Genomic DNA, 25,470 nt, shown 5'->3' with positions numbered 1-25,470 from the left:
CGATAGTAAGCCTACTGTGCTTTCGGCCCTCCCCGTATAGCCCCGCTACCGGCCCCGAAGGATGTCGCCGAGCCAGGCGTCGGCTGCGCCGAAGGCGTCGTCGGACGTGTGCCGCTCGACGGCGGGCGTACGGCGGTCGGCGCGCGCGTAGGACCCGAGGAACCTCAGCCCCGGGCTGATGCGGTGCAGGCCCTTGAGGGCATCGGCGACGCGGGCGTCCTCGACGTGGCCATCGGCGTCCACGCTGAAGAAGTAGTCGCCCAGGAACTGGCCGGTGGGCCGGGACTCGATGCGGCTGAGGTTCACGCCCCGGGCCGCGAACTGGTCGAGGATCTGCATCAGCGCGCCCGGGTGGTCCTCCGGCAGCGGGATCACGAGGGTGGTCTTGTCCGCTCCGGTGCGCGGCGGCAGGGCATCCGGCCGGCCCACGAGCACGAAGCGGGTCACGGCGTCGGTGACGTCCCCGATGTCGGTCGCGAGGACCGTCAGCCCGAGGCGCCCGGCCACGAGGGGCGAGCAGATCGCGGCGTCATAGCTGCCCTCGCCGTCGACCAGCCCGTAGGCCGCGGCCGCGGTCGACGACGTCGGGAAGTATTCCGCATCGCGTACGTTGGTGTCCACCCACGTGCGGCACTGCGCCCAGGCGTGGCCGTGCGTCCCGATCCTGCGGACGGCCTCGAGCGTGGTGCCGGGCCGGACGGCGAGCACGAAGGTGATCGGCACGAGCTCCTCGCGCAGGATCCGCAGCGGCGCCCCCACCGCGATGGCGTCCAGGGTCGCGCTCACCCCGCCCTCGACCGAGTTCTCGATCGGCACCATCGCGGCATCGACGGATCCGGACCGGACGGCATCGAGGGCGGCACCCACCGTCGACGCCGGGACGCGCCGTGCGGACTCGGCTCCCGGCACCTGCAGCAGCGCAGCCTCCGTGAAGGTCCCCTCCGGCCCCAGGTAGGCATAGGAGGAAGTGGTGGCACCGCTCACAGGACGGTGGGCTCGCTGCCCGTCTCGGAGACCATCGGCTTTCCGGCCTCGAGCCAGGCTCCCATGCCGCCGCTCACGTTGATGGCCGTGTAGCCGTTGCCCTCGAGCCACTCGGCAGCCCGTTGGGACCTGCCGCCGCTGCGGCAGATCACGTGCAGGTCCTCGTCCGGGTCCAGCTCGCCGAGGCGGGCGGGAAGCTGGTCGAGGGGGATGTGCAGCGCGCCGTCGGCGTGGCCCGCCTCCCATTCGTAGTCCTCGCGGACGTCGAGGAGCCGCGCGTCGTCGGGCACGGCAGTCACCGGTACGTTCTGGAGTTCGCTCATGTGCCTACCTTTTCACGCGCCGGCCGGGCACCGCCATTGCTACGGGCCCATCCGGGACCGCGCTGCGGCATAGTGGTCCTTGTCGTCTTCCGAGGGGCCTCCGGCGCAGCGGGTCCCGTAACTGCCCGCCTCCGACTGGGAGTCCCCATGGCCGAACTGCACGAACTCTCCGCCCTCACCCTTCGGGACGCGCTGGCGCGCGGGGCGGTCGGCGCCCGCGAGGTCACCGAGTACTTCCTCCAGCGGGTCGACACCCTCAACCCGGACCTCGGCTCGTTCCTCACAGTCACCCACGACGACGCGCTCCGGGCCGCCGACCACGCCGACCGGCTGCGCGCCTCCGGGGTGGCCCTCGGCCCGCTCCACGGCGTGCCCCTCGCGCACAAGGACCTCACCGACGTCGCCGGCGTGAGGACGACGCTGGGCACGGCGGCCCTGGATCACGCCGTGGCCGAGAAGGACGCCCCGCTCGCCGCGGTGCTGCGGCGCGCGGGGGCCATCAGCCTCGGCAAGACGCAGGTCCCCGAGTTCGGTCTGAGCTGCTACAGCGAGAACCGCATCGCCCCGCCCGCCCGCAACCCCCTCGACCGGCGGCTCAGCCCGGCCGGCTCGTCGGGCGGCAGCGCCGCGGCCGTGGCCGCGCGGATGATCCCGTTCGCACCGGGGACCGACGGCGGCGGATCCATCCGCATCCCGGCGGCCGCGACGGGGCTGGTGGGCCTCAAACCGAACCGCGGCCGCGTCCCGTCGGGTTCCGGGCAGGCCGACCTCGGCCAGTTCGTCGTCGCCGGCCCGCTCGCCCACTCGGCCGTCGACGCCGGACTGCTCCTCGACGCCCTCGTCCGGGAGCCGAACTACCGCCCCACGAGTGCGGCGTCACGCTACCAGGGCTCCTTCACCGAGGCCGCCCTCCGCGCCGAGGGGCACTTCCGCATCGGCGTCAGCACGGCGTCGCCCTTCTCCGGCGCACTGGACATCAGCTTGGACGGCGCCGCGACCGACGCGTTCTCCGCCGGCATCCAGGTGCTGCAGCGGGCGGGCCACGACGTGGTCGAGGCGGACCTGACGTACGACCGCCGCTACCACGACGCGTTCCAGCTCGTCTGGACGGCGGGACTCGCCACCGCGCCGATCCCGGACGAGCGCGAGGACCGGCTGACCGACATCACACGGGTGCTGCGCCGGAGGGCGATGGGACGCACCGCGGCACAGCTCGCCGCGGCCGTCGACATCCTGCGGCAGTTCGAGCAGGAGACCATCGAGCAGTATTCCCGCTACGACATGGTCCTGACCCCGGCGGTGGCCATGACGCCGCGTCCCCTCGGCTGGTACACGGACGCCGACGGCGACACCGACTACCTCCGGCAGTGCCAGTACTCCCCCTACACGTCCATGGTGAACGTCTGCGGACTGCCGGCCGTGACCGTCCCGACGCTGCGCCTCCCGGATGGCCTGTCGATGAGCGTGCAGCTCATCGGCCGCCCCGGGGAGGAAGCGCAGCTCCTCGCGGTGACAGCCCAGATCGAGGCCCTCCGGCAGTAGCGGCAGGGCACACTGGCAGGAGGCAGGGCGACCCTGTTGCGTGCGGGTTCCCGATCGCACAGAATGCTACCCACCGGTAACTTTCCTACCGTGCTTGTGCTGCAGGACATCGAAGATCAAAGGAGATCGCGTGTCGAACCTCGCCAACAACCTCGTGGCCACCGCAACGAGGAGCCCCTCGGCCGTGGCCATCAAGCTCGACGACGTCGAGGTGACCTTCGGGGCGCTCGAGGTGCTCAGCCAGAAGGTGGCGACGCTCCTCGCGGAACTGGGCGTCCGGCACGGTGACCGCATCGCCCTCATCATGCCCAATATTCCGCAGATGGCATTCATCTACTACGGCGTCCTGCGGGCCGGCGCCGTCGTCGTGCCGCTGAACCCGCTCCTCAAGGGACGCGAGGTCGCCTACCACCTCACCGACTCGGGGGCGAGGGTCGTCTTCGCTTGGGAGGGCATCCTCGCCGAGGCGGAGGCGGGCGCCGATGCCTCGGGCGCCGAGACGGGGACCGACGTTCAGGTGGTGACCGTCGACAGCGGCGCCTTTATGCAGCGCGTCTCGGCCGCCGAGCCGACGCCGGGCGTCGTGGAACTCGACGCCGAGGACACCGCCGTCGTGCTGTACACCTCCGGCACCACCGGGCGGCCCAAGGGAGCCACGCTCTCCCACGCCAACCTGTCCCGCAACACCGAGATCTCCCGGGACCTGATGGGGACCGCGGAGGGCGAGGTGCTCTTCGGCGGGTTGCCGTTCTTCCACATCTTCGGGCAGACCTGCGCCCTCAACGCGGCCGTCCTGACCGGCGCCACCGTGACGCTGCTGCCACGCTTCGAGCCGGGCAAGGCGCTGGAGATCATCGCGCGGGACCGTGTCACCGTCTTCGAGGGCGTGCCCACCATGTACATCGCGATGCTGCGCCACCCGGACGTCACCTCCACCGACCTGTCCTCGGTCCGCGTGGCCGTCTCGGGCGGCTCCGCGCTGCCCGTCGAGGTCCTGCACGAGTTCGAGCGCGTCTTCGGCGCGGACCTCCTGGAGGGGTACGGCCTCTCCGAGACGTCGCCGATCGTCAGCTTCAACCGCGTGGGCCACCTCCGCAAGCCCGGCTCCATCGGCACGCCCGTGGACGGCGTCGAGGTGCGCATGCTGGACCCCGAGGGCCACGAGGTGCCGCAGGGCGAGGTCGGCGAACTCGCCGTCCGCGGCCACTGCGTCATGAAGGGCTACTGGGAGAACCCGGAGGCCACGGCAGCGGCCATCCCCGACGGCTGGTTCCGCACCGGGGACCTCGCGCGGGTGGACGAGGACGGCCTGCTGTACATCGTGGACCGCAAGAAGGACATCATCCTCCGCGGCGGCTACAACGTGTACCCGCGGGAAGTGGAGGAGGTGCTGTACGAGCACCCCGCCGTGGCGGAGGCGGCCGTGATCGGTGTACCGGACGAGCTGCACGGCGAGGAGATCGTCGCGGTCATCGGGCTCAAGGCCGAGCACGCCCCGGCCGACGACGCAGCCCGGGAGCAACTCGCGACCGAGATCGCCGACTTCGCGAAGGACCGCGTCGCCGCCTACAAGTACCCGCGCCGCGTGGTGCTGGTCGATGCCCTGCCGAAGGGGCCGACGGGCAAGATCCTGAAGCGCGAGATCAGGGTCTAGCCGTTCGGCCGCCTGTCCCCTGGCCGCGGCGTCCGCCGAAGACGCCGTAGACCTGCGCGGCGGCGTCCTCCATCAGCGCGGCCGCGCCCCCGATCAGCTCCTCGAGCGCCATGGGCCCGGTGGCGATGGAGAACGCCGCCGCCAGTCCGGCGTCCTGGACCTGGGCCGCGCTCAGCTGCACGCGCCCCGCGATGGCGACGACGGCACAGGTGGCGGGGGCGTTCTCGACCACGGCCTGCACCACCTTGCCGCCCAGGGACTGCGAGTCGAAGGACCCCTCCCCGGTCAGGACGAGGTCCGCGTCCGCCAGCGCAGCGGCCAGCCCGACGGCGTCGGCCACCAGGGCCGATCCGGGGACGATCTCCGCGCCGAGGAACGGCACGAGCACGGCAGGCAGGCCGCCTGCAGCGCCGGTCCCGGGCACCTCCAGGACGTCGACGCCGGTCTGCGCGGACACGACGCGGGCGAGGTGCGCCAGGCCCGCATCGAGGACCGCGACGTCGTCCGGTGTCGCCCCCTTCTGCGGACCGAAGACCGCCGCCGCACCTCGGGGGCCGCAGAGGGGATTGTCGACGTCGACCGCGATGCGCCAGCGCACCCCGCGCGCGCGGGGATGCAGATGGGCGGTGTCGATCGTCCTGAGGGCCGCGAGGCTTCCGCCGCCCGGGGGCAGAGGGTCCCCGCCGGCATCGAGGAAACGGGCGCCGAGCGCCGAGAGCAGGCCGGTTCCGCCGTCCGTCGTCGCGGATCCGCCGATGCAGAGGAGGATCTCCTCCGCGCCGTCGTCGAGCAGCTGCGTCGCGATCTCGCCCACGCCGTAGCTGGTGGCCGTGAGTGCATCGAGGGGAAGGTCGGCGACGAGGGGCAGGCCGTTGGCCTCCGCCGCCTCGAGGACGCCCCGCACCGGAGGCCCGCCCGCGCCGTCCTGGGGCGCGGAGATGCCGTAGCGCGCGGTCCGGGCACGGCCCGCCGCGTCGTGGCACCGGGTGGTCCGGGGTTCAGCGCTCCAGGCCGCGAGGAGCGCGTCGAGCGTGCCCTCACCACCATCGGCGAGTGGGGCCAGCACGACGCGCGGCGCGGGATGGCCGAGCCGGGCCGCGGCACCCGTGACGCCGGCAGCCATGGCGAGGGCAGCCTCCGCTGCGGGAAGGCTGCCCTTGAGGGAGTCGGGGGCGATGACGATCCTGAGGGGGCGCGGGGCCGCGGTCGTGGTCACCCGTCCACCCTAGCGGGCAGTCCTGCCCCGGGACCCGCCCGGGTCAGGGACCTGACCGGACGGGTCGGGTGCGGGTCAGTCGGCCGGGCCGCTGCCGTTGTCCGCCTCGAAGTCGGGAGCGATCTCCTCCTCGGTTCCCGGGCCGCCGTAGCCGCCCGCCATCTGCTCCTCGAGCTTGCCGGCCTCCTCCGCGCCCTTCTCCTCGGGATCGCCGCTCGGGTTTCCGCTGGGGTTCTCGCTCATGGTGCCGCCTTCCGGAATGCCTGTGCCCCCTGGCTGGGTGCTGATACTCAGCTTACTGATCGTCCGGGTGCGGGCAACCGTACCCGAGGACCGGCCCCCGACGGGGACGGGACGGACCGGCCCGGGGTAGCGGGTGTAATCGGGCGCATTCTTTGGCATGCTGGGGCCATGGCTAACCGAGCGGGCACTGTAGCCCTCCCCAGCGACCTCGTAGACGTGACCAGACTGCTCGACGCGTATTTCGACGTCGAGCCCGACCTGGGGGATCCCGCGCAGCGCGTGGCCTTCGGAACGTCGGGGCACCGCGGGTCGTCGCTGAAGTCGTCCTTCAACGAAGGGCACATCGCGGCGATCACGCAGGCGATCGTCGAGTACCGTGCCGGGCAGGGCATCACCGGCCCCCTCTTCATGGGCAAGGACACCCACGCGCTGTCCGAGCCGGCACAGAACACCGCCCTCGAGGTCCTCGCGGCCAACAGGGTGACGGTCCTCGTCGACGCCCGGGGCGCGTACACGCCCACCCCCGCCGTGTCGCACGCGATCCTCACGTACAACGCCGTCAAGGTGGAGCAGGCCGACGGCATCGTCATCACGCCGTCGCACAATCCCCCGGGCGACGGCGGCTTCAAGTACAACCCCCCGCACGGCGGCCCTGCCGACTCGGACGCCACGAACTGGATCGCGAACCGTGCCAACGAACTGCTCGAGGGCGGTCTCCGCGACGTCCGGCGGATGCCCATCGCGCAGGCCCGGACGGCCGAGGGGATCGGCTCCTACGACTTCCTCCAGAACTACGTGGACGACCTCCCGTCGGTGCTCGACCTGGACGCCATCCGCTCCGCGAACGTCCACATCGGCGCGGACCCGATGGGCGGCGCGTCGGTGGACTACTGGGGTGCCATCGGCGAGCGCCACAACCTGAACCTGACCGTGGTCAACCCCACGGTCGACCCGCAGTGGGCCTTCATGACCCTCGACTGGGACGAGAAGATCCGCATGGACTGCTCCTCGCCCTCGGCCATGGCATCACTGATCGGGAAGGCATCGCAGTTCGACATCGCGACGGGCAACGACGCCGACGCCGACCGCCACGGGATCGTGACACCGGACGCGGGCCTGATGAACCCCAACCACTACCTCGCCGTCGCGATCCAGTACCTCTACGCCCACCGTCCCAACTGGCGCGCCGACGCCGTGATCGGCAAGACCCTGGTGTCGTCGTCGATCATCGACCGCGTCGCCCTCGACCTCGGCCGCGTGCTGCAGGAGGTCCCCGTGGGCTTCAAGTGGTTCGTGCCCGGCCTGCTGACCGGCGACCTCGCCTTCGGCGGCGAGGAGTCCGCGGGTGCGTCCTTCCTGCGCCACGACGGCACACCCTGGAGCACGGACAAGGACGGCATCCTGCTGGCCCTGCTGGCCTCGGAGATCACCGCCGTCACCGGGAAGACCCCGTCGCAGCACTATCTCGGGCTGACGGAGCGGTTCGGCGCACCCGTCTACGCGCGGATCGACGCCGCGGCGACCCGCGAGCAGAAGGCCGCACTCGGGAAGCTCTCGCCGTCGGACGTCACCGCCACGACCCTCGCCGGCGAGGAGATCACCGCCCGGCTGACGGAGGCACCGGGCAACGGCGCCCCCGTCGGCGGGCTGAAGGTCACCACGGAGAACGCCTGGTTCGCGGCACGGCCCTCGGGCACGGAGGACGTCTACAAGATCTACGCCGAGTCCTTCCGCGGCGAGGAGCACCTCAAGCAGGTGCAGGCCGAGGCAAAGGCACTGGTGGACGGCGTCATCAGCTGACCCCGCTCAGAGGAGCCTGCGCAGCAGCCTCCTCTTGATCGGGCCGAAGGGTGGGTACGCGAGGCGCAGCGTGTCCACCCTGGTCGGCTTGGAGAACACCGGCTGCACGTGGCTGAACGTCTCGAAGGACTGCCGGCCGTGGTAGCTGCCCGTGCCGCTCGCGCCGACGCCGCCGAAGGGCAGCCCGGGGACCGCGAGCTGGATGGTGCACACGTTGTGGGCCAGCCCGCCCGCCTGCACCCGGTCCGTGAAGGTCCGCAGGTGCTCGTCCCGATCGCTGAACAGGTATGCGGCCAGCGGATGGGGCCGCGCGCCGATGAACCGGATGGCCTCCTCCAGGTCCGCGACCTCGAGGATCGGCAGGAGCGGACCGAAGATCTCCTCCTGCATGAGCGCCGACCCGGGGTCGACGTGGCGCAGGATGGTCGGCTCGATGTAGCGTTCCGCGCGCTCGTGCCGGCCGCCGGAGACCACGGTGCCGCCGTCCATCAGGCCCACGAGACGGTCGAAGTGGTGCTCGTTGATGATCCGGCCGTAGTCACCCGAGGTCCTCGGATCGCTGCCGTAGAAGTCCCGGACGGCGGCCGCGAGCGCCTCGGCGAGGATCGGCGCGGCGGCCGGCGTGGTCAGGACGTAGTCGGGCGCCACGCACGTCTGGGCGGCGTTCAGGAATTTGCCGTGGACGATGCGGCGGGCCGCGGCGCGCAGATCCCCGCCGACGACGACGGCCGGGGACTTGCCGCCCAGCTCGAGCGTCACCGGCGTCAGGTGCTCGGCCGCCGCCTTCATCACGATCTTCCCCACGCGCTCACCGCCCGTGTAGAACACGTGGTCGAACGGCTGCGCGAGCAGGTCGGTGCTCACCTCGGCTCCCCCTTCGACGACCGCGACGGCCTCCTGGTCCAGGTGCTCCGGCACGAGGCGTGCGAGCACCCGGGAGGTCGCGGGCGCGAGCTCGCTGGGTTTCAGCACGGCCGCGTTGCCCGCCGCCAGCGCGCCGACGAGCGGCGCCAGCACGAGATTCAGCGGATAGTTCCAGGGCCCGATGATCAGCACGACGCCGAGGGGCCGGGCCTGCGACCAGGCGCGGCCCGGCTGCAGCGCGCCGGGAACGGCGATCCTCTCCGGCGCCATCCAGCGGTCCAGGTGCTTGAGTGCGTAGCGCGCTTCCGCCCGGACCACGACGACCTCGGAGAGGAAGCCCTCCGTCCGGCTCTTGCCGAGGTCCTCCTCCAGGGCGCCCGTCAGCTCGTCCTCGCGTTCGGCCAGCAGCCGCAGGAGGGCGCGGAGCTGGTCCCGGCGCCACGCCGCGGTCCGGGTGGCCCCGGAATCGAAATACCGGCGCTGGTCCGCCAGCAGTGCCGCCGCAGCGCTCATCGGTCGTCCTTCCCGTGCGTCCCAGCGCCACTGGGGCGCCCTGTGAAGTGGTCCATGGAGCTGTACACCCGGAAGACCTTGTCGGCGACGACGTCCCAGGCGGGCTGCGGAAGGAGGTTGCGGAGCGTTCCGGCGAGCTGCACGGTCCAGGGGAGCTGGACGCGCGCCTTTCCGGCGAGCAGCGCGCGCCAGGCCTTGTCCACCACGTAGTCCGGCTCCATCAGAGGGGTCAGCAGGGGTCCGCGCGCCCCCTCGAACATGCCGGTCTTGATGTAGCTGGGGATGAGGGTCGTCACGGCGATGGGGTGACCCGCCGACGCCAGTTCGAGGCGCAGGGAATCGCTCCAGCCGATCACGGCCCACTTCGATGCCGCATACACACTCATCCGCGGGACGGACAGCGTCCCGGATGCCGACGCCACATTGAGGATCCGGGCGGGAGTGGCACGCTCCATCATGGCCGGCAGGAAGGCGCGGGTGACGTGCATCGGCCCACCGGTGTTCACCCGCAGGGTGAGGTCGATGTCCGCATGGTGGTCGTGCTCCCAGAAGTACTTCCCCCGCACGATCCCGGCATTGTTGACCAGCACGTCCGGCACGCCGACGTCATTCAGGACCGCACCTGCCGCGGCCTGGATGGACTCGACCGATGCCACGTCGACCACGTAGCTATGGACGGCCGCCGTGCTCGAGGCCAGACCCGCGACGACGTCCTCGAGGGCGCGTGCGTCGACATCCCACAGCACGACGGCGGCGGCCCCCTCCCTGGCGGCACGTTCGGCATAGAGCCTGCCCATGCCCATGCCTGCGCCCGTGACCAGCACGGTGCGTCCTCGAACCGTGAATACCATCGTGGAACCCTTTCCCTCGCGGACAAGCAACGTAACATCCCGGGTCCGTGCTGCGGATAGGATTCTCGAAACCCCCCGACTCCCCTGGAAGGCATACGCATGAGTGCACGAGGCATCGGATGGACCCTCCACGGGGATGGCAGGAACGTGCGGCCGGGCGGATTCGTCGCCCCCGAGGAACGGCTCAGCTGGCCTCGGACCATCGGCATCGGAGCGCAGCACGTCGTGGCGATGTTCGGTGCGACGTTCCTGGTGCCGCTCATCACCGGGTTCCCGCCGTCGACCACCCTGCTGTTCTCCGGGATCGGGACGATCCTGTTCCTCGTCATCACCGCAGGGAAGGTGCCGAGCTACCTCGGGTCGAGCTTCGCCTTCATCGCGCCGATCGCCGCCGCCCAGTCGCAGCACGGAGCAGCGGGAGCCCTCGGCGGCATCATCATGGCCGGGGCCGCACTGGCGATCATCGGGTTCATCGTCCACACCGCGGGTGCCCGGTGGATCCAGGTCGCAATGCCCCCGGTCGTGACCGGCGCCATCGTCGCCCTGATCGGCCTCAACCTCGCGCCGACCGCCAAGACGAGTTTCGAGCAGGCCCCCCTCACCGCACTGGTCACGGTGATAGCGATCCTGCTCGTCACGGTGCTGTTCAAGGGCATCCTGGGGCGGCTGTCCATCCTCGTGGGCGTCCTCGCCGGGTACGCCGTCGCGATGGTCCGCGGCGAGGTGGACTTCGCGGCCATTCGGGACGCCGCCTGGATCGGCCTTCCCGACTTCACCGCACCCGAGTTCCACCTGTCCGTCGTCGGGCTCTTCATCCCCGTGGTCCTCGTGCTCGTGGCGGAGAACATCGGCCACGTGAAATCGGTGGCCACGATGACCGACAGGGACCTGGACCCGCTCACCGGCCGGGCCCTGATGGCCGACGGCCTGGCGACGATGATCGCCGGTGCCGGCGGAGGCTCGGGCACCACGACCTACGCCGAGAACATCGGGGTCATGGCAGCGTCACGCGTCTACTCGACGGCTGCCTACTGGGTGGCCGGCATCGTCGCGATCCTCCTGAGCCTCTTCCCGAAGTTCGGTGCGCTCATCGCCACCGTTCCCGCGGGTGTCCTCGGCGGGGCCGGGGTGGTCCTCTACGGCATGATCGGCATCCTGGGCGTCCGGATCTGGGTGCAGAACCAGGTGAACTTCTCGAACCCGATCAACCTGTCGACGGCGGGGGTGGCGCTGGTCATCGGCATCGCGGACTTCACGTGGACCGTCGGTGACCTGGCCTTCGCGGGGATCGCCCTCGGGACGGCTGCAGCCCTTCTCATCTTCCACGGCATGACGGCCATCGCCCGGGTCCGTGGCAGCGAGCATGTCGCCGGTCCTGGAGAGCTGGAGGCCCGCGACTCCGGCAGCAGGCCCTCGAAGCTCGGCTGACGCGTGCGCGGTGGAAGAATGCACTCCATGCCCCGCTACGACGTGACCCGCGCCCCCGACGCCCCATGAGCAACCCCCGCGAGGTGTGGGCCTCCCCCGAGTGGCGGCAGCAGGCGGAGCAGTGGATCGACCTGGTGCTGGAGACCTTCGGCGTTGCCCGGACCGGACCGGTGGAGCAGCCGCGCATCCGCTTCTGGTCCACGCAGCTGACCGTTCCCACCGACCACGGCACCCTGTGGTTCAAGGAGAACAACCTCGGCCAGCTCGCGGAGGCGTCCATCCTGTCGCTCCTCGGCGAACTCGCACCGGACCACGTCGCCGCCCCCCTGGCCATCGAACCATCCCGGGGCTGGATGCTCACCGCGGACCACGGCGCCACCCTCGACAGCCTGGGCTCCGCGGACGGGCTCGTATGGGCACGCATCATGGAGAACTTCGCCGACCTGCAGCAGATCATCGCACCGCACGGTGAGCGCCTGTCCCAGGCCGGGCTCGTCCTCATGAATCCGGAGGTGGCAGCGAACTTCGTGGAGAACCAGCTGCTGCTGCACACGGGGCTGCCGGCCGAGCACCCCCTGTACCTGTCCGCCGAGGCGGCGGACGACATCGTCCGCCGTCTGCCGGCCATCGAGGAGGCCGTGGAGGTCCTGCGCGGCACGGCGGTCCCGCTCTCGCTCGACCACAACGACCTGCATGCCAGGAACTGCTTCCTGCCCGCGACGAGCGCCGAGCCGCTGCGGTTCTTCGACTTCGCGGACTCCTACTGGGCACACCCCTTCAGCGTGCTGCTCGTGCCGATCACGCAGATGCGCGAGCAGTGGAACACGACGTCGGACGACCCCAGGATCCAGTCGGTGGTCACCGCCTACCTCGATCGATGGACCGGCTACGCCCCGATGCCGGAACTGCGGGCAGCCCTCGAACCCGCCCTGCGGCTGGCGGGGGTGCATCGGTACGGCTCGTGGCTGCGCCTCCTGGTCTACGCCGACGACGAGTCGATGCGCGCCTACGCCCCGGCAGCCCTGCACTACCTCAGGACGCTGACGGACCCCGTCCTCGGCTAGGGCCGGCCGGCGGCGTCCGGAAGCGCCGCATGAAGTACGGACGAACGGTCCTTGACGGGCCGCAGTGCGGCGTGCAACTGTTCTACAACGATGTAGGCAACGATGTAAATCTGCAGGGTCCCAGCCCTCCCCTCCCGAAAGGTCTCCGTGATAATGACGTCACGCAGCACGTTCCGGTCGCGCTCCGCGTCGATCGCCGCCGTCCTCGCCCTCGCCCTCATGGGCGCGGCACTGCCCGCGACCGCAGAACCGAAGGCCCAGTCCGCCCTTTCGCAGCAGTCGGCCGCGAGCAGCCTAGATGACCTGGTGGGCGGCAAGTCGGTGGTCGGCGAGACGAGCCCCATCCACGACCCGGCCCTCATCATCGACGACGACGGCACCTGGTACGTCTACTCCACCGGGCTCCTGGCCCGCGAGAACGGCGGCACCATCCAGATCTGGTCCTCACACGACGAAGGCACCACGTGGGAGTACACCGGCACGGTGTGGGACGAGATCCCCGCCTGGATCGACGAGCGCTACTCGGACGGAGCGCTCCCCGAGAACCTCTGGGCACCCGAGATCTACGAGAACGACGGCACCTACTACCTCTACTACTCGGCCTCGCGCTTCGGCACCGACAACTCCCTCACCGCGCTCGCGACCAACACGACGCTCGATCCCGACGATCCGGAGTACGAGTGGGTGGACCAGGGTCTCGTCGTCGAATCGCCCGTCACGGGCCTTGATCCGAACAATCCCGGCAAGACCTTCAACGCCATCGACGCCGGCATCATCGAGGACGCGGACGGCAAGCCCTACATGTCCATCGGCTCCTTCTGGTACGGCATCTTCCTGGTGCCCCTCGAATGGCCCAGCGGCAAGCCGGTGGAGGACTGGCAGTCGCAAACCGTCAACATCGCGGACCGCTTCGTCCCGGGCAACCCCATCGAGGCGCCCTACATCATCCACCGCGACGGCTACTACTACCTGTTCACCTCGTTCGACTTCTGCTGCCGCGGGGCGGACTCCACGTACAAGATCGCGGTCGGCCGCTCGCAGTCCATCACCGGCCCGTACCTGGACAAGGAGGGCCGCGACATGTTCGGCGGCGGCGGATCGATCCTCCTCGAATCCCACGGCGCGATGAACGGCGTCGGCGGCCAGTCCGTCTTCGGCGACTACCTCGCGTTCCACTTCTACGACCGGTCCAACGCGTACGCCCCGACGCTCGGCCTGCAGAAGATGGGCTGGGAGGACGGCTGGCCCACGGTCGACCAGTCCGTCGAACTCCCGGCGCTCGTCGCCGCACCCCGGCCGGCCACGGCCCGCGAAGGACACAAGGCGCACTTCACGGCGAGCGCCACCGGTACTCCCGAACCCGTGGCCGTCTGGGAGAGCTCGGACGACGGCGGCGCCACCTGGCAGCCTGCCGATGTCACCCAGCGGGCCGAGCGGAACGGCGGCACGTACACGTCGGTGGCGGAGCTGAAGAAGGCGCAGGCATCTCAGGACGGGCGCCTGTTCCGCGCCACGTTCTCGAACCCCCACGGCTCGGTGACGACGGATCCCGTGGAGCTGACCGTCGAGCCGAAGCCCGGCAAGGGCCGCAGCTAGCTGATTCCACGCGGCGCCCGCAGGACGGGGGCCGCCCACCAGACTCGGTGCACCATCGGAGGCGCGATACCCCGATGGTGCACCGATACCGAGGGAACCCGGTTGCGGGAGTGGCCGCAACCGGGTTTCCGCATGCCCGGGGCCGCGCCCGGGCATGCCTGCTGACCCCTGTCCGGCTCCTCCCTGACGCGGGCCGGCCTACCCGTCGCGGGCACCGCGCTGCGGCCACGCGGACCGCGCGGTCATGCAGTCGGCGAGGACGTCGGCGGCGTCGGAGACGAGCCCGTCGACGCCGAGGTCCAGCAGCCGGTCCATCTCGGCACGCTCGTTGATGGTCCAGACGTGCACCTGGAGCCCCGCCGACCGGCAGGACCGCAGGAAGCGACGCGTCACCACCCGAACACCCCGGTAGGTCTCGGGAACCTGCAGCGCCTGGACGCCGGCGAGCCGGGCGGCCGACCCCGCCAGCCCGAGCGGCGCGAGCAGCTTCAGCAGGGCATTGACCGCCATACCGGCAGAGGACGCCGTCGGCCTCTCGAGCAGCCGCAGCACCGCGCGCCGCCGGCGGTCCGAGAAGGACGCGACGAGCACGCGGTCGTGGGCGGACAGGCGGTTGACGAGGTCCGCGAAGGGGCGCACGCAGTCGTCGCCCTTGACGTCGATGTTCAGGCGCAGGTCCGGCCAGCGCAGCAGGAGTGCCTCGAGCGTCGGGATACCCCCGTGGCCGCCCACGGACAGCCCGCCCAGGTCTGAGGCGGAGCGCCCGGCAACCGGGCCGTGCGCGTCGGTCACGCGGTCGAGGTCCTCGTCATGGAACACCATCACGACGCCGTCGCCCGACGCCCGGACGTCGATCTCGAGGTACCGGAAGCCCAGCTCCACGGCGCGTTCGAAGGCTGCCATCGTGTTCTCGCCGCCGCCGGGTGCGAAGCCCCGGTGGGCCAGCGCGAGCGGGAGGAGTCCGGGCCGGGTCCCGCGGTTGTCGAGGTAGGGGTAGCGCCCGGGATCAGCCCGTGCGGAGCGCCGCAAGGCGTTCCTCCAGGACCTGCGCCACGCCGTCCTCGTCGAAGGGCGGCGCCACGAGGTTCGCGGCGGCGAGCGCGTCGGGGTGTCCCGACGCCATGGCGTACCCGTGGCCCGCCCAGTCGAGCATCTGGACGTCGTTGGGCATGTCACCGAAGGCGACGACGTCGGCGGCGTCGATGCCGCGTTCCGCGGCGTACCGGGCGAGCGTGACCGACTTGTTGATGTGCGGCACGGCCATCTCGAGGAGCGCGATGGTCGGGGCCGAGTGCGTGGTCGAGACGAGGTGCGCGACGGCGGGCCGCACGGCTGCGAGGAACTCGTCCGGCGAGATCTCCCGCTCCCGCGCCAGGAACTTCACCACGTCCTCGCCGGGCAGGGACTCCTCGAAGGGCTCCGCGGTGATGCCGCCGAGGAGCTCGGAGGTGGCGGAGTCCGCGAATCCGGACTCGATCTTGAAGCCCGACACCGTCTCGGCGGCGAACGTGGCTGCAGGGAAGAGACCGCGGATGATGTCACGCGCGGCGTAGACGTCCTCCGGCTTCAGGAGCTTCGCGTCGAGGATACGGTCCGACTCGAGGTCGTACGTCAGGGCACCGTTGGAGCAGATGACCGTCCCGGTGTGGCCGAGCTGGTCCCGGAGTGGCTGGAGCCAGCGCGGTGGGCGGCCGGTCACGAAGACGACGTCGACTCCGGCGTCGATGCATGCGCGGAACGCCTGGATGGTGCGGTCGCTCATCTTGCCGTCGTTTCCCACGACGGTCCCGTCCATGTCGCTCGCCACGAGGCGCATCGGAAACTCCTTCAGGTCCTGGACCTCCACCCTACCGGCGGCGGCGGCCTCCGTCGGCCGGAGCGTGCGTGGCATGGGGCGTTCCTACTGCTCGAAGGTCGCGATCAGCCGGGCCCGGCCGAGGGTGTGCGAGAAGAGGGCGAAGCCGAGGTAGGCGGGCGACGCATCGGCCGGGATGCCGAGCGACTCGACGTCCACCGCGTGCACCACGACGTGGTAGTGGTGCGGACCGTGGCCCTCGGGAGGAGCGGCACCGACGAAGCCGGCGAAGCCGGCATCGTTCCGCAGTTGTACGGCACCCTCGGGCAGCAGGCTCCCGTCGGTCCCCGCCCCCGCGGGCAGGGACGTGGTGGTTCCGGGCAGGTCGGCCACGGCCCAGTGCCAGAAACCGCTCGCAGTCGGCGCATCGGGGTCGTAGACGGTCACCGCGAAGCTCTTGGTGCCCTCCGGGAAGCCGCTCCAGGTGAGCTGCGGGGACTCGTCCCTGCCGCCGGCCCCCATGATCCCGGACACCTGCGCGGAATCGAGGGGCGCGTTGTCGGTGATGCTCTCGCTGGTGAGTTCGAACGCGGGGACCTGCGGAAGGTCCTCGTACGGATCGCGGGTCATGGCTGTGCTCCTCTGGTCGTCATCCTTGGTGCTCCCTGGTGGTCACGGATCCCGGTCAGGCGCGTACCATCTCGTTCCGCGTGGGCGGATTGGCACCGGCACGGGACACCGTGATGGCTGCCGCCCGGGCCGCGTACTGCAGCATCCCGGTCAGCTGCCCGAGGTTGATTCGGAGCAGCTCGTCGCGGCGACGGGCGCCGTCGAGCTCGAGGTCCACGAGCGCGCCCACCAGGGCCGCCATGAACGAGTCGCCGGCACCCACCGTGTCCACCACGCTGGTCGGCGGCGCCGGGACGGACACCTCGCCGGCGCGGCATACCCCCCACGGCCCCTTGGAGCCACGGGTCACGACGACGACGGCGGCGCCGGCGTCCAGCCAGGCGCGGGCCGACTTCTCGGGGCTGCGGTCCGGGTAGAGCCACTCGAGGTCCTCGTCGGATGCCTTCACGACGTCGGCCAGGGCCACGAACTTCTCCGCCTGCCCGCGCGCGAACGCCCGGTCGCGGATGATGGTGGGCCTGCAGTTGGGATCGTAGGTCACCGTCACGAGGGGGTGGGCGGCGCGGACGAGGGACAGCACGTCGTCGGCTCCCGGTGCGAGCATCGTGGCGATCGACCCGGTGTGCAGGAGGGTGGTCCCGTCGAGGAGTTCCTCCGTGCGTCCGGCGAGGCCGGGGAGGTCCCAGACGAGCTGGAACTCATAGGCCGCCCCACCCGCGGGGTCGAGGCGGGCTGTCGCGACGCTGGTGGGCGCGCTGTCCGGCTCGACCGGGAAGGGCACGGAGTTGTCGCGGAGGTGCCGCTGGATCATCCGGCCGTAGTCGTCGTCGCCGTAGCGTCCGACGAACTGCGCCGGGTGGCCGAGGCGTGCGAGCCCCACGGCCACATTCATGGGGCTCCCGCCCACGTGGGCGCGCATGGACGCGGTGTCGCTGACCACTTCGTCGACAAGGGTTTCCCCGATTACGGTGAGCACTCTTTCAACGTACCAGCCCCCGCGCGGGGGGAAGCTCGGGGTTTCGGCCCTCCGCACCTGAGAGGTCGCTGGGAGTGTCCGAGCGCCTCCCCCGCCGCGGGTGGTTCCTGGGAGACACTTGTATCTCCCCTCCTCCCGGATCTGCACGCCTCGTGCGGGTCGAGTCCCCAGGACGCCCATGCCCTCTCTCACTGCACCACGCCCGGTCTCCCGCCCGGCCTCCGCCCGTAACCCGCTGTCCCGCGGGGTGCGGCTCTGGCGTGCCCTCACCACGCACGGTCCCTCCTCGAACCGCAATGCCCGCAACCTGCTGATCACCACGACCTTCGCGCTGGTGGCCATCGGCCTCCTGATGGTGCTGTCCGCGTCCTCGGTCGAACTCGTCGCTGCCGGGAAGTCGCCCTTCGACACCTTCCACAAGCAGCTCATGTGGATGGGCATCGGCAGCGCCGCGCTCGTCGTCTGCGCGTTCATCCCCCTTCGGACGTATCGGAGGCTGGCCTGGCTGATCCTGCTGGGTTCCTTCGTGTTCTCCCTGCTGGTGTTCACCCCACTCGGCGTGGAGGTGCAGGGCAACAGGAACTGGATCGGCATCGGATCCCTCACCGCCCAGCCGTCGGAGTTCCTCAAACTCAGCATCATCCTCTGGGGCGGTTCGGTCCTCACCCGGAAGGCTAAGCTGCTGGGCAACTGGAAGCACCTGTTCGTCCCGGTCGCGCCGGGTGCCATGGTCGCCGTCGGCCTCGTCGTCGCGGGCAAGGACCTGGGCACCGCCATGGTCCTGGCCCTCATCGCCGTCTCCCTGTTCTTCTTCGCCGGCGCCAGTCCGAAGCTGTTCCTCGGGGGCCTCGCCGTCGGCGTCGTCGGCACCACCCTCGCCGTCGTGTCGAGCCCCAACCGCATGCTGCGGATCTCGGCCTGGCTCGATCCGGCGGCCGAGGGCACCGCCGAAGGACTCGGCTACCAGAGCGCCCAGGCCCTCTACGGGCTCGCGGGCGGCGGGGTCTTCGGCGTCGGGGTGGGCCAGAGCCGGCAGAAGGTCAACTGGATCCCGGAGGCGCACAACGACTTCGTGTTCGCGATCCTGGGCGAGGAGCTCGGACTGGTGGGCGCGCTGCTCGTGATCGTGCTCTTCGCCGTCCTGGCGTTCTCGATCTACCGGATCTCCACGCTGTCGAAGGATCTCTACGTCACGTACGTCTGCGGCGGCATCCTCGTGTGGATCATCGGGCAGGCCATCCTGAACATCGCCGTCGTCACCGGCATGATCCCCGTCATCGGCGTCCCCCTACCCTTCATCTCCTACGGCGGGTCCTCCATGGTGGCCGTCCTCGCCGCCGTGGGGGTCCTGATCTCCTGCTCGCGGGCCACCGACCGGGACCTCCCGGCGGGCGCTCCGGCCTGACCACCGGTCCTGGCGGTCAGGCCTGGCTGCCAGTCCCAGCCGTCTGTCCTGGCCGGTCCGTCCTGCCCGTCAGTCCTGACCGGTGCTGTTGCCCAACCCGTCGAGGTGCCGGCCCAGGAGGGCGAGCTCGCTCCGCAGGGTGTCGGTGTCATCGGCGTAGCCGATCCGTGCGGTGCCCTCGATGCCGAACGCCGCGCCGGGTGTGAGCAGGACCCCCGTGTCCTCCAGCAGGCCCTCGCAGAACGCGTAGGACGGCATGCCGTGGGCGAAGCGCAGCAGGGCTGTCGTCCCGGAGGCAAGGCGGACGTGGCCGACGTCCGCCCGTGAGTCGACCCACGCGTCCAGCACGCCGAGGTTCCTCCTCGTGATCGTGCGTGCCCGTTCCAGGATCTGCTCCTTGGACTCGAGCGCGACACTCGCCAAGAGGTCGTCGACCTGCGAGACGCTGATGGTGTCGTAGTCGCGGTGCACGCCCACGCCGAGCAGGACGTCCTTCGGGGCGACGATCCAGCCGAGCCGCAGCCCGGCGAGGGAAAAGGGCTTGGACATGCTGCCGACCGCGACACCCTTCTCATACAGGTCCGCGATGGACGGGGGTGGAGCCGCCACCCTCCTGGTCCGTCCCCCGGTACACCTCGTCGGCCAGGATCCACGCACCAGCCGAACGGGCGATCTCCACGACGCGCTGCAGCGTGTCCGCGTCGAGCAGCGCACCGGTGGGGTTGTTCGGATTGGTCAGTGCGATGAGCTTCGTGTCCGCGGTTGTCAGGCGCTCGAGTTCCGCCAGGTCCAGCTGCCACCCGTGCTCCTCGCGGAGCGTCGTGGTGACGACGGCCGCGCCCAGGCTCTCGGGGATGGACTGGTGCTGCTGGTACGTGGGCAGGACCGACACCACCCTGTCCCCCGGGTCCACCAGCGCGCGGTGTACCAGGGAGTTCGCCCCGATGGCCCCATGGGTCACGACGACGTTGTCCGCACCCTGGTGCTCGTAGAGCCCGGCGATCAGGCTCCTGAGGCGGGCGGTTCCCTCGATGGCGCCGTAGGTCAGCCGGAGGCCGGTGAGTTCCGCCAGGACTTCCTCACGCCGGCCCGAGAACGCCAGGACCTCGTCGACGGACAGCGAGCGCACGCAGGTCTCCGCCAGGTTGTAGGCGCAGTGCGTCTCGTGAGCGTTCATCCACAGCTCGACGCCGAATTCCTCGATGCGCATCAGCAGGTCCTCTCAGGGCGACGTCAGGACGTCGGGACGCGGGACGTCGGGACGCGGGACGTCGGGACGTGGAACGTCGGGACGTGGAACGTCGGGACGTGGAACGTCGGGACGTGGAACGTCGGGAACAGGCACAGCAGACGGGCGCGGACCCTACTCTGAATCCGTCCCGACTCCGGGGGACTTCGCGGGCAGGGGATGCCCCCGGAACCGCCGGACGCTGTACGCGATCAGGGCGAGGGCGATGACCGAGGACACGATGAGGCTGACCCCCGTTCCGGTGCCGCCGAAGAGCCACCACCTGTCCTCGAGGAACCACCAGGACGGCACGGCGGGCTGCAGGATCCACGCCACGCCGAGGCCCATGATGACCAGGGCACTACAGCAGCTGACGGCGATCCGCGGGATCGTCTTCACCCCGAGCGCGGCGGCATGAAAGGCATTCGCCTTCAGCGGCGCCAGGTACCGGCGAGCCCAGTGGTACTGCTGGGACAGGACGGCGAGCCCTGCGGCGAGCATCAGGAGCCCCGGGCCGGGCAGCACGAGGGCGGCGATTCCGAGCACCACGAGGGTCCACCCGATCACCTCGATGCCGGTGCGGCGAATCCACCCCCGGATCCGCTCTCTCGCTGCCATGCTCACAGGATGACACAGGAAGCTGGGCACGCACGAAGCTCAGCAGGCTGGGTACCGCGCCCGGGACCGCTGCGGGACGAGAGGGAACAAATACCGATATACATGCGTTTGCATGGACATACCGGCCCAGGTGGACCGGAACCATCCGAGGAGGACAGCGTGACTGCACAAACCGAAGGTCTCCACCACGTCACCGCGATCGCCGGCGACCCCCAGAGGAACATCGACTTCTACATCAAAGGACTGGGCCTGCGCCTCGTCAAGAAGACCGTGAACTTCGACGACCCAGGCACCTATCACCTGTACTACGGAGACGAGTCCGGCCGTCCCGGCTCGCTGCTGACGTTCTTCCCCTGGCAGGGCATCCGCAGGGGGCGCGTGGGCAGCGGCCAGTCCACCACCACGGCCTTCTCCGTGCCCCAGGGCACCCTCGGGTGGTGGCAGGAGCACTTCAAGGCCCTCGGCGTGGAGTCCAGCATCTCCCGCGCCTCCTCCGAGGAGGACCGCCTCTCGCTACGCGACCCCGACGGCCTGCAGATCGACCTCGTCGCGTCCTCCATCTCGGACCCCCGCAACCCGTGGGACTCCGCCTCCGTCCCCGCCCAGTACGCCGTCCGCGGCCAGCACTCCTCCGTGCTGACCGTCCAGGACCCCACCCGGACCCTCGAGACCCTCACGCATGACCTCGGCATGACGGTCCTCGCCGAGAAGGACGGCCGTTACCGCCTGAGCACGCACAGCGGCGAGCCCGGGACCGTCGTCGACGTCGTCACGGACTCCCGCGGCGAGCGAGGCCTCGTGGCCGGGGGCACCGTGCACCACATCGCCTTCCGCGTGCCCGACCAGGCGACGCAGGAGGTGTGGCGCCAGGAACTGGCCGAGCGCGGGTACGGCGTCACAGCGATCCTCGACCGCCAGTACTTCACCTCCATCTACTTCCGTGAGCCCGGTGGAACGCTCCTGGAGATCGCGACGGACACCCCGGGCTTCGACATCGACGAGCCGCTGCTGGAACTGGGCCGCTCCCTGAAGCTGCCACCGTGGCTCGAGCCGAACCGCGAGGCCATCGCGCACTCGGTCGCCAAGATCGACCTGCCCGGCGAGAACAATCCCGCCCTCCAGGCATTCTTCAGGAGCTGACATGACCACTACGCACGAGTGGCCCCACCTGTTCGACGCGGGAGCAGCGGGCACCCCGGTACTCCTGCTCCTCCACGGCACGGGCGGCTCCGAGCACGACCTCCTGCCGCTCGCCGACCGCCTCGCCCCGGGCGCCGGCTACCTCGCACCCCGCGGGCCGGTGCAGGAACACGGCATGAACCGCTGGTTCCGCCGCTTCGGTGAGGGCGTGTTCGACGTCGACGACGTCTCCCGCCGGGCGGGTGAGCTCGCCGGGTTCGTCGACTGGGCGCGAGCGCACTACGGCATCGCCGACCGTCCGCTCGTCGCGGTCGGTTTCTCGAACGGCGCGAACATCGCGCTCGCCGCCGCCCTGCTCCACCCCGGAGCCGTGGCGAACGCGGTCGCCTTCTCCGGCATGTACCCGCTGGAGGGGCGGACGATCGAGGCCGACCTGTCCGGCACGGCCGTCGCCCTGTTCAATGGGAGATCCGATGCCATGGCCCCGATCGACAGCGTGGTCCGCGTCGGTTCGATCCTCGAGAGCCGTGGCGCCGAAGTAACCCGGAACGTCCGCGAGGGCGGTCACGGAATCCACCCCGGCGAGATCGACGGCGCAGCCGCCTGGATCGCCTCTACCCGGAAGGTTCGAAATGACTGACATTTCTCCAGGATCCAGCGATCTCGGCGCGAAAGCGGCGACCCTCGCGAGCCTCCACGCAGCTCCCGAGATCCTCCAGCTCATCAACGTGTGGGACGTCATCAGCGCGAAGACCGTCGCCGACATCCCCGGCACGAAGGCCCTCGCCACCGCGAGCCACTCGATCGCCGCGTCGCTCGGCTACGAGGACGGCGAGAACATCCCCGTGGAGGAGATGATCGCCGCCGTGGGGCGCATCGCCGCAGCGACGAGCCTCCCCGTCTCCGCCGACCTCGAATCCGGTTACGGTGATCCCGAGGACACCGTCCGCCGGGCGATCGGCGTGGGCATCGTCGGAGCGAACATCGAGGACCAGATGCGACCCCTGGCCGACGCCGCGGCCCAGATGGAATCAGCACTCAGGGCCGGCGGGTCCGAGGGCATCGACTTCGTGCTCAACGCCCGCACGGACGCCTTCGTGAAGGCCGGCGACCGTGACCCCGCGGACGTCCTGGCCGACGCCGTCGAGCGCGGCAAGACCTACCTGGCCGTCGGTGCCACGAGTGTCTTCGTTCCCGGGCTGCTCGACGAGCACGCTGTGACCACCCTCGTGGAGGCCTTCGGTCCGCAGCGCCTCAGCGTCATCAATGTTCCCGGCAGCCTTCCACCGTCCCGACTACAGGAGCTCGGCGTCGCCCGCATCTCCTACGGACCGTGGACCCAGCGCGTCGCCCTGACCGCGCTGGCCGACTCCGCGCGTGAATTACTCGCCGGCGGCGCACTGCCCGAGGGGACACTCCCCCTCAACTAGGAGTCGCGGTTCAGCGGACCCCGGCGAGCCCCTACGGGCGGCCGGGGTCCGCTGCGTCGGCGGCCGCCCCCAAGAGCGCCACGACGGTGTCCCACGCCGCGGAACCCGGGGTGATGACGGCGAAGTGGTCGCCGGGGACGAGGGAGAGTTCCGCCGTCCCGCCCGCCGCGGTCGCCGCCCGGACATAGCCCTCCGACTGACTGACGGGCACCGTCGTGTCCTCCGTCCCGTGCACCGCGTAGACGGGAACATCGAGCGGGACGGCCGTCATCGGATCCGCGAGCGCGTACCGTTCGGGGTCCCCGGGCACACCCAGCAGGTTCTCGACGGCGCCGTCGCTCAGGCCCAAGTCGCGTGCCTCGCGGAGGTTCAGCAGACCGGCCTGGCTGACGACGGCCGTCAGCGGCACGCCCGGCATTCCGGCTCCCGGCGCACCGGGCGGCAGCCCGGCCCGCCCCGCCGCCCACACGGCCAGGTGGCCGCCGGCGGAATGTCCCAGGGCCGTCGTCGTGCCGAGCCCGAACCCGTGCTCCCGAGCCGCGACGGCGAGGTGGTCGATGCCCGCGGCGACGTCGTCGAAGGTCGCGGGCCAGCCACCACCGTTCCCGGCGCGCCGGTACTCCAGGTTCCAGCACACGTAGCCGCGCCCCGCGAGGTCCTGCGCGAGCGGCTCGCCGAGCTCCGCGCCATAGGTGGACCTCCAGTAGCCCCCGTGGATGATGACGACGACGCCGCGCACCGGCCCGTCGGCACCCGGCAGGTAGAGGTCCGCGAACTGGCTCGGATCCTCGCCATAGCTGTAGCGCCGCGCGGGAACGAAGGGAGCATCGGCGGCGCCGGAGGCGGCCCCAGCGCCGGAGGGGGCCCGTGCGCCGGGCCGCACACCGCAGGCAGCAAGGACAGCCGTGCCGACGGCGGCCGCCAGGGCGAGGACGGCGCGCCGGCTGGGGTATCCACGATTCACAGGGGAAGCGTAACGGTCACCCGGGTTGGCTACGATGAAGTCTCTCCTTGGAAAGGCACGGCACATGGGAACGTGGGACGATCTCGACGAGCGGTTGAGGCCTGCCGTCGAGGCGCACACGAGGGAGTACGAGCGCGTGCGGCCGGCCCTCGACCGCGTGACCACTGCCATGCGCGACAGCATCTCGGCGATCTTCGACGGCACCGACCTCAAACCCCTCTTCGTCACGGCCCGCACCAAGACGGTCGAATCGTTCCGTGACAAGGCCTCGCGCACCCTGCCCTCCCCGGAGGCCGGCGCGCCGCCCGTGCTCGTCTTCCCCGACCCGATGCGCAACCTCACCGATCTGGTGGGGGTCCGCATCATCACCACGCTCCCGCACGAGGTGGACCTCGCGGCGGACCTGCTCAAGCGCCAGCGCAACGAGTTCGACTGCCGCGGCGACCGTGAGAAGGACATCGGGTCCATCGAGTCGGGCACGTACGGCTACTCCAGCCGCCACCTCATCATGCGCACCATCCACAACGACGTCGTCCGTGCGTTCCAGCAGGCCGTCGACCCCGACACCAAGGCTGCCGGGAGTTACCTCTTCGAGGTGCAGGTGCGGACGGTGCTGGCCCACGCCTGGTCGGAGATCGAGCACGACATCCGGTTCAAGGCGTCCAACCCGAAGGCCTGGAGCCCCTACTTCGACCGGCAGTTCACCGGGACGGCGGCCATGCTCGAGACCGTGGAATCGGCGTTCGCCGAACTGCACGAGCGATACGAGACCGTCACGGGGTTCTGGGACGAGGAGGGCGAAGGCAGTGCCCCCCTGACCCCGAACCGCATCCGGGACATCTGGCAGACGCTCCTGCCGCACGTCGACCGGAAGTCGGACGACAACTGGGGGTGGGCCGCAGAACTCCTCGCGGCCCACGGCCTGCGGACGACCCTCGAACTGGTGTCGCTCCTGCAGGCCGACACCATCACCACCGTCCGCAAGGCCCTGGACCACCGGTACTCACCCGGCCCGGATCGGCTCCTCGACGACATGCTGCTCTGGCACTACGGCGAACGGCACATCGACCTCACCGCAGAGCCGCGGGACGCCGAGGGCACCCCGCGGAGGGACAGCCTCCAGCGCCGGTACCGGCAGATGGAGATCTACCGGGTCCAGCACCCCGGCACCTAGCGGGACGTACCGCGGAAGGCCCGGCCGTGGCG

At 70.7% G+C, this 25,470-nt stretch carries 25 protein-coding genes; 11 read left to right on the top strand and 14 right to left on the bottom strand.

From position 1 onward, the window contains the following. Positions 1–45: 45 nt before the first annotated feature. Positions 46–984, bottom strand: coding sequence for a prephenate dehydratase (gene pheA / locus ACX80I_RS06070; RefSeq protein ID WP_459344224.1), 939 nt, complete (start codon positions 982–984; stop codon positions 46–48). Beyond that, complete coding sequence (locus ACX80I_RS06065; RefSeq protein ID WP_301224394.1) at positions 981–1,307, bottom strand: rhodanese-like domain-containing protein; 327 nt, start codon at positions 1,305–1,307, stop codon at positions 981–983. The genes pheA and ACX80I_RS06065 overlap by 4 nt, the downstream gene beginning before the upstream one ends. 147 nt (positions 1,308–1,454) lie before the next feature. Here ACX80I_RS06065 and ACX80I_RS06060 point away from each other — a divergent pair, with 147 nt between their 5' ends. Both ACX80I_RS06060 and ACX80I_RS06055 read left to right on the top strand, forming a co-directional pair. Next, positions 1,455–2,849, top strand: a complete 1,395-nt coding sequence (locus tag ACX80I_RS06060; RefSeq protein WP_459344223.1) for an amidase — start codon at positions 1,455–1,457, stop codon at positions 2,847–2,849. Positions 2,850–2,979: 130 nt separating this feature from the next. Then, positions 2,980–4,503, top strand: coding sequence for a long-chain-fatty-acid--CoA ligase (locus ACX80I_RS06055; RefSeq protein ID WP_459344222.1), 1,524 nt, complete (start codon positions 2,980–2,982; stop codon positions 4,501–4,503). Here ACX80I_RS06055 and ACX80I_RS06050 read toward each other — a convergent pair. Together ACX80I_RS06050 and ACX80I_RS06045 are read right to left on the bottom strand one after the other, a co-directional pair. Beyond that, on the bottom strand, positions 4,493–5,719 hold the full coding sequence (locus tag ACX80I_RS06050) for a glycerate kinase (RefSeq protein ID WP_459344221.1): 1,227 nt from the start codon (positions 5,717–5,719) through the stop codon (positions 4,493–4,495). The genes ACX80I_RS06055 and ACX80I_RS06050 overlap by 11 nt on opposite strands. Before the next feature lie 75 nt (positions 5,720–5,794). Beyond that, entirely contained in the window at positions 5,795–5,962 is a 168-nt protein-coding gene (locus ACX80I_RS06045; protein ID WP_459344220.1) for a hypothetical protein, read from the bottom strand. 168 nt (positions 5,963–6,130) lie between these two features. Between ACX80I_RS06045 and pgm the strand changes: the two genes are divergently transcribed. Next, positions 6,131–7,762: a phosphoglucomutase (alpha-D-glucose-1,6-bisphosphate-dependent) gene (gene pgm / locus ACX80I_RS06040; RefSeq protein WP_459344219.1), complete on the top strand. Its 1,632-nt coding sequence runs from the start codon at positions 6,131–6,133 to the stop codon at positions 7,760–7,762. Between the two features lie 6 nt (positions 7,763–7,768). On the opposite strand, the gene ACX80I_RS06035 is transcribed toward pgm, so the two are convergent. Next, complete coding sequence (locus tag ACX80I_RS06035; RefSeq protein ID WP_459344218.1) at positions 7,769–9,139, bottom strand: aldehyde dehydrogenase family protein; 1,371 nt, start codon at positions 9,137–9,139, stop codon at positions 7,769–7,771. After that, positions 9,136–9,990 carry an SDR family NAD(P)-dependent oxidoreductase gene (locus tag ACX80I_RS06030; RefSeq protein WP_459344217.1) on the bottom strand — a complete coding sequence of 285 codons (855 nt, stop codon included), beginning with the start codon at positions 9,988–9,990 and terminating at the stop codon, positions 9,136–9,138. Before ACX80I_RS06030 ends, ACX80I_RS06035 begins: the two co-directional genes overlap by 4 nt. Before the next feature lie 99 nt (positions 9,991–10,089). Between ACX80I_RS06030 and ACX80I_RS06025 the strand changes: the two genes are divergently transcribed. The 3 genes from ACX80I_RS06025 to ACX80I_RS06015 all read left to right on the top strand — a co-directional run bounded on the left by ACX80I_RS06025 (position 10,090) and on the right by ACX80I_RS06015 (position 14,078). Then, complete coding sequence (locus ACX80I_RS06025) at positions 10,090–11,418, top strand: uracil-xanthine permease family protein (RefSeq protein ID WP_459344216.1); 1,329 nt, start codon at positions 10,090–10,092, stop codon at positions 11,416–11,418. A gap of 65 nt (positions 11,419–11,483) precedes the next feature. Further along, positions 11,484–12,482 carry a hypothetical protein gene (locus ACX80I_RS06020; protein WP_459344215.1) on the top strand — a complete coding sequence of 333 codons (999 nt, stop codon included), beginning with the start codon at positions 11,484–11,486 and terminating at the stop codon, positions 12,480–12,482. 153 nt (positions 12,483–12,635) lie between these two features. Next, positions 12,636–14,078, top strand: a complete 1,443-nt coding sequence (locus ACX80I_RS06015) for a glycoside hydrolase family 43 protein (RefSeq protein WP_459344214.1) — start codon at positions 12,636–12,638, stop codon at positions 14,076–14,078. A gap of 198 nt (positions 14,079–14,276) precedes the next feature. Here the strand turns inward: ACX80I_RS06015 and ACX80I_RS06010 are convergent, their stop codons facing one another. The 4 genes from ACX80I_RS06010 to ACX80I_RS05995 all read right to left on the bottom strand — a co-directional run bounded on the left by ACX80I_RS06010 (position 14,277) and on the right by ACX80I_RS05995 (position 17,479). Next, positions 14,277–15,107, bottom strand: a complete 831-nt coding sequence (locus tag ACX80I_RS06010) for a glycerophosphodiester phosphodiesterase family protein (RefSeq protein WP_459344213.1) — start codon at positions 15,105–15,107, stop codon at positions 14,277–14,279. Next, positions 15,085–15,894, bottom strand: a complete 810-nt coding sequence (locus ACX80I_RS06005) for an HAD family hydrolase (RefSeq protein WP_459344339.1) — start codon at positions 15,892–15,894, stop codon at positions 15,085–15,087. The genes ACX80I_RS06010 and ACX80I_RS06005 overlap by 23 nt, the downstream gene beginning before the upstream one ends. Positions 15,895–15,978: 84 nt before the next feature. Beyond that, positions 15,979–16,503: a YbhB/YbcL family Raf kinase inhibitor-like protein gene (locus tag ACX80I_RS06000; RefSeq protein ID WP_459344212.1), complete on the bottom strand. Its 525-nt coding sequence runs from the start codon at positions 16,501–16,503 to the stop codon at positions 15,979–15,981. A gap of 55 nt (positions 16,504–16,558) precedes the next feature. Next, positions 16,559–17,479, bottom strand: a complete 921-nt coding sequence (locus tag ACX80I_RS05995) for a carbohydrate kinase family protein (RefSeq protein WP_459344211.1) — start codon at positions 17,477–17,479, stop codon at positions 16,559–16,561. A gap of 178 nt (positions 17,480–17,657) precedes the next feature. On the opposite strand from ACX80I_RS05995, the gene ftsW reads away from it, so the two are divergent. After that, a complete protein-coding gene (gene ftsW / locus ACX80I_RS05990; protein WP_459344210.1) occupies positions 17,658–18,884 on the top strand; it encodes a putative lipid II flippase FtsW in 1,227 nt (408 codons plus the stop codon). 69 nt (positions 18,885–18,953) lie between these two features. Here ftsW and ACX80I_RS05985 read toward each other — a convergent pair whose 3' ends face one another. From ACX80I_RS05985 to ACX80I_RS05975, 3 genes are all read right to left on the bottom strand, one after another. Next, complete coding sequence (locus ACX80I_RS05985; RefSeq protein WP_459344209.1) at positions 18,954–19,493, bottom strand: aminotransferase class I/II-fold pyridoxal phosphate-dependent enzyme; 540 nt, start codon at positions 19,491–19,493, stop codon at positions 18,954–18,956. After that, a complete protein-coding gene (locus ACX80I_RS05980) occupies positions 19,456–20,094 on the bottom strand; it encodes an aminotransferase class I/II-fold pyridoxal phosphate-dependent enzyme (protein WP_459344208.1) in 639 nt (212 codons plus the stop codon). The genes ACX80I_RS05985 and ACX80I_RS05980 overlap by 38 nt, the downstream gene beginning before the upstream one ends. Positions 20,095–20,247: 153 nt before the next feature. After that, complete coding sequence (locus ACX80I_RS05975) at positions 20,248–20,730, bottom strand: PGPGW domain-containing protein (RefSeq protein WP_459344207.1); 483 nt, start codon at positions 20,728–20,730, stop codon at positions 20,248–20,250. Positions 20,731–20,889: 159 nt separating this feature from the next. On the opposite strand from ACX80I_RS05975, the gene ACX80I_RS05970 reads away from it, so the two are divergent. Genes ACX80I_RS05970 through ACX80I_RS05960 form a run of 3 tightly spaced genes read left to right on the top strand, consistent with a single transcriptional unit; the run spans position 20,890 to position 23,300 of the window. After that, a complete protein-coding gene (locus tag ACX80I_RS05970; RefSeq protein ID WP_459344206.1) occupies positions 20,890–21,870 on the top strand; it encodes a ring-cleaving dioxygenase in 981 nt (326 codons plus the stop codon). Position 21,871: 1 nt separating this feature from the next. Beyond that, entirely contained in the window at positions 21,872–22,510 is a 639-nt protein-coding gene (locus ACX80I_RS05965; RefSeq protein WP_459344205.1) for an alpha/beta hydrolase, read from the top strand. Next, positions 22,503–23,300: an isocitrate lyase/PEP mutase family protein gene (locus tag ACX80I_RS05960; protein ID WP_459344204.1), complete on the top strand. Its 798-nt coding sequence runs from the start codon at positions 22,503–22,505 to the stop codon at positions 23,298–23,300. Before ACX80I_RS05965 ends, ACX80I_RS05960 begins: the two co-directional genes overlap by 8 nt. A gap of 31 nt (positions 23,301–23,331) precedes the next feature. Here ACX80I_RS05960 and ACX80I_RS05955 read toward each other — a convergent pair whose 3' ends face one another. Further along, the gene (locus ACX80I_RS05955) at positions 23,332–24,264 is read right to left on the bottom strand and encodes an alpha/beta hydrolase (RefSeq protein ID WP_459344203.1); all 933 of its coding nucleotides are present in this window, start codon (positions 24,262–24,264) and stop codon (positions 23,332–23,334) included. Positions 24,265–24,328: 64 nt separating this feature from the next. Between ACX80I_RS05955 and ACX80I_RS05950 the strand changes: the two genes are divergently transcribed. Beyond that, entirely contained in the window at positions 24,329–25,438 is a 1,110-nt protein-coding gene (locus ACX80I_RS05950) for a GTP pyrophosphokinase (RefSeq protein ID WP_459344202.1), read from the top strand. Positions 25,439–25,470: the final 32 nt, after the last annotated feature.

This window comes from Arthrobacter rhamnosi, from assembly GCF_054510855.1.
The sequence above is the reverse complement of the archived record's forward strand: the minus strand, read 5'-3'. Positions and strand labels throughout refer to the sequence as shown.

Coding starts and splice junctions, on each gene's coding strand:
- ACX80I_RS06065 (WP_301224394.1), bottom strand. CDS start 1,307: ATGAGCGAACTCCAGAACGTACCGGTGACTGCCGTGCCCGACGACGCG.
- ACX80I_RS06060 (WP_459344223.1), top strand. CDS start 1,455: ATGGCCGAACTGCACGAACTCTCCGCCCTCACCCTTCGGGACGCGCTG.
- ACX80I_RS06045 (WP_459344220.1), bottom strand. CDS start 5,962: ATGAGCGAGAACCCCAGCGGAAACCCGAGCGGCGATCCCGAGGAGAAG.
- pgm (WP_459344219.1), top strand. CDS start 6,131: ATGGCTAACCGAGCGGGCACTGTAGCCCTCCCCAGCGACCTCGTAGAC.
- ACX80I_RS06035 (WP_459344218.1), bottom strand. CDS start 9,139: ATGAGCGCTGCGGCGGCACTGCTGGCGGACCAGCGCCGGTATTTCGAT.
- ACX80I_RS06030 (WP_459344217.1), bottom strand. CDS start 9,990: ATGGTATTCACGGTTCGAGGACGCACCGTGCTGGTCACGGGCGCAGGC.
- ACX80I_RS06025 (WP_459344216.1), top strand. CDS start 10,090: ATGAGTGCACGAGGCATCGGATGGACCCTCCACGGGGATGGCAGGAAC.
- ACX80I_RS06020 (WP_459344215.1), top strand. CDS start 11,484: ATGAGCAACCCCCGCGAGGTGTGGGCCTCCCCCGAGTGGCGGCAGCAG.
- ACX80I_RS06015 (WP_459344214.1), top strand. CDS start 12,636: ATGACGTCACGCAGCACGTTCCGGTCGCGCTCCGCGTCGATCGCCGCC.
- ACX80I_RS06005 (WP_459344339.1), bottom strand. CDS start 15,894: ATGCGCCTCGTGGCGAGCGACATGGACGGGACCGTCGTGGGAAACGAC.
- ACX80I_RS06000 (WP_459344212.1), bottom strand. CDS start 16,503: ATGACCCGCGATCCGTACGAGGACCTTCCGCAGGTCCCCGCGTTCGAA.
- ftsW (WP_459344210.1), top strand. CDS start 17,658: ATGCCCTCTCTCACTGCACCACGCCCGGTCTCCCGCCCGGCCTCCGCC.
- ACX80I_RS05980 (WP_459344208.1), bottom strand. CDS start 20,094: ATGCGCATCGAGGAATTCGGCGTCGAGCTGTGGATGAACGCTCACGAG.
- ACX80I_RS05975 (WP_459344207.1), bottom strand. CDS start 20,730: ATGGCAGCGAGAGAGCGGATCCGGGGGTGGATTCGCCGCACCGGCATC.
- ACX80I_RS05965 (WP_459344205.1), top strand. CDS start 21,872: ATGACCACTACGCACGAGTGGCCCCACCTGTTCGACGCGGGAGCAGCG.
- ACX80I_RS05960 (WP_459344204.1), top strand. CDS start 22,503: ATGACTGACATTTCTCCAGGATCCAGCGATCTCGGCGCGAAAGCGGCG.
- ACX80I_RS05950 (WP_459344202.1), top strand. CDS start 24,329: ATGGGAACGTGGGACGATCTCGACGAGCGGTTGAGGCCTGCCGTCGAG.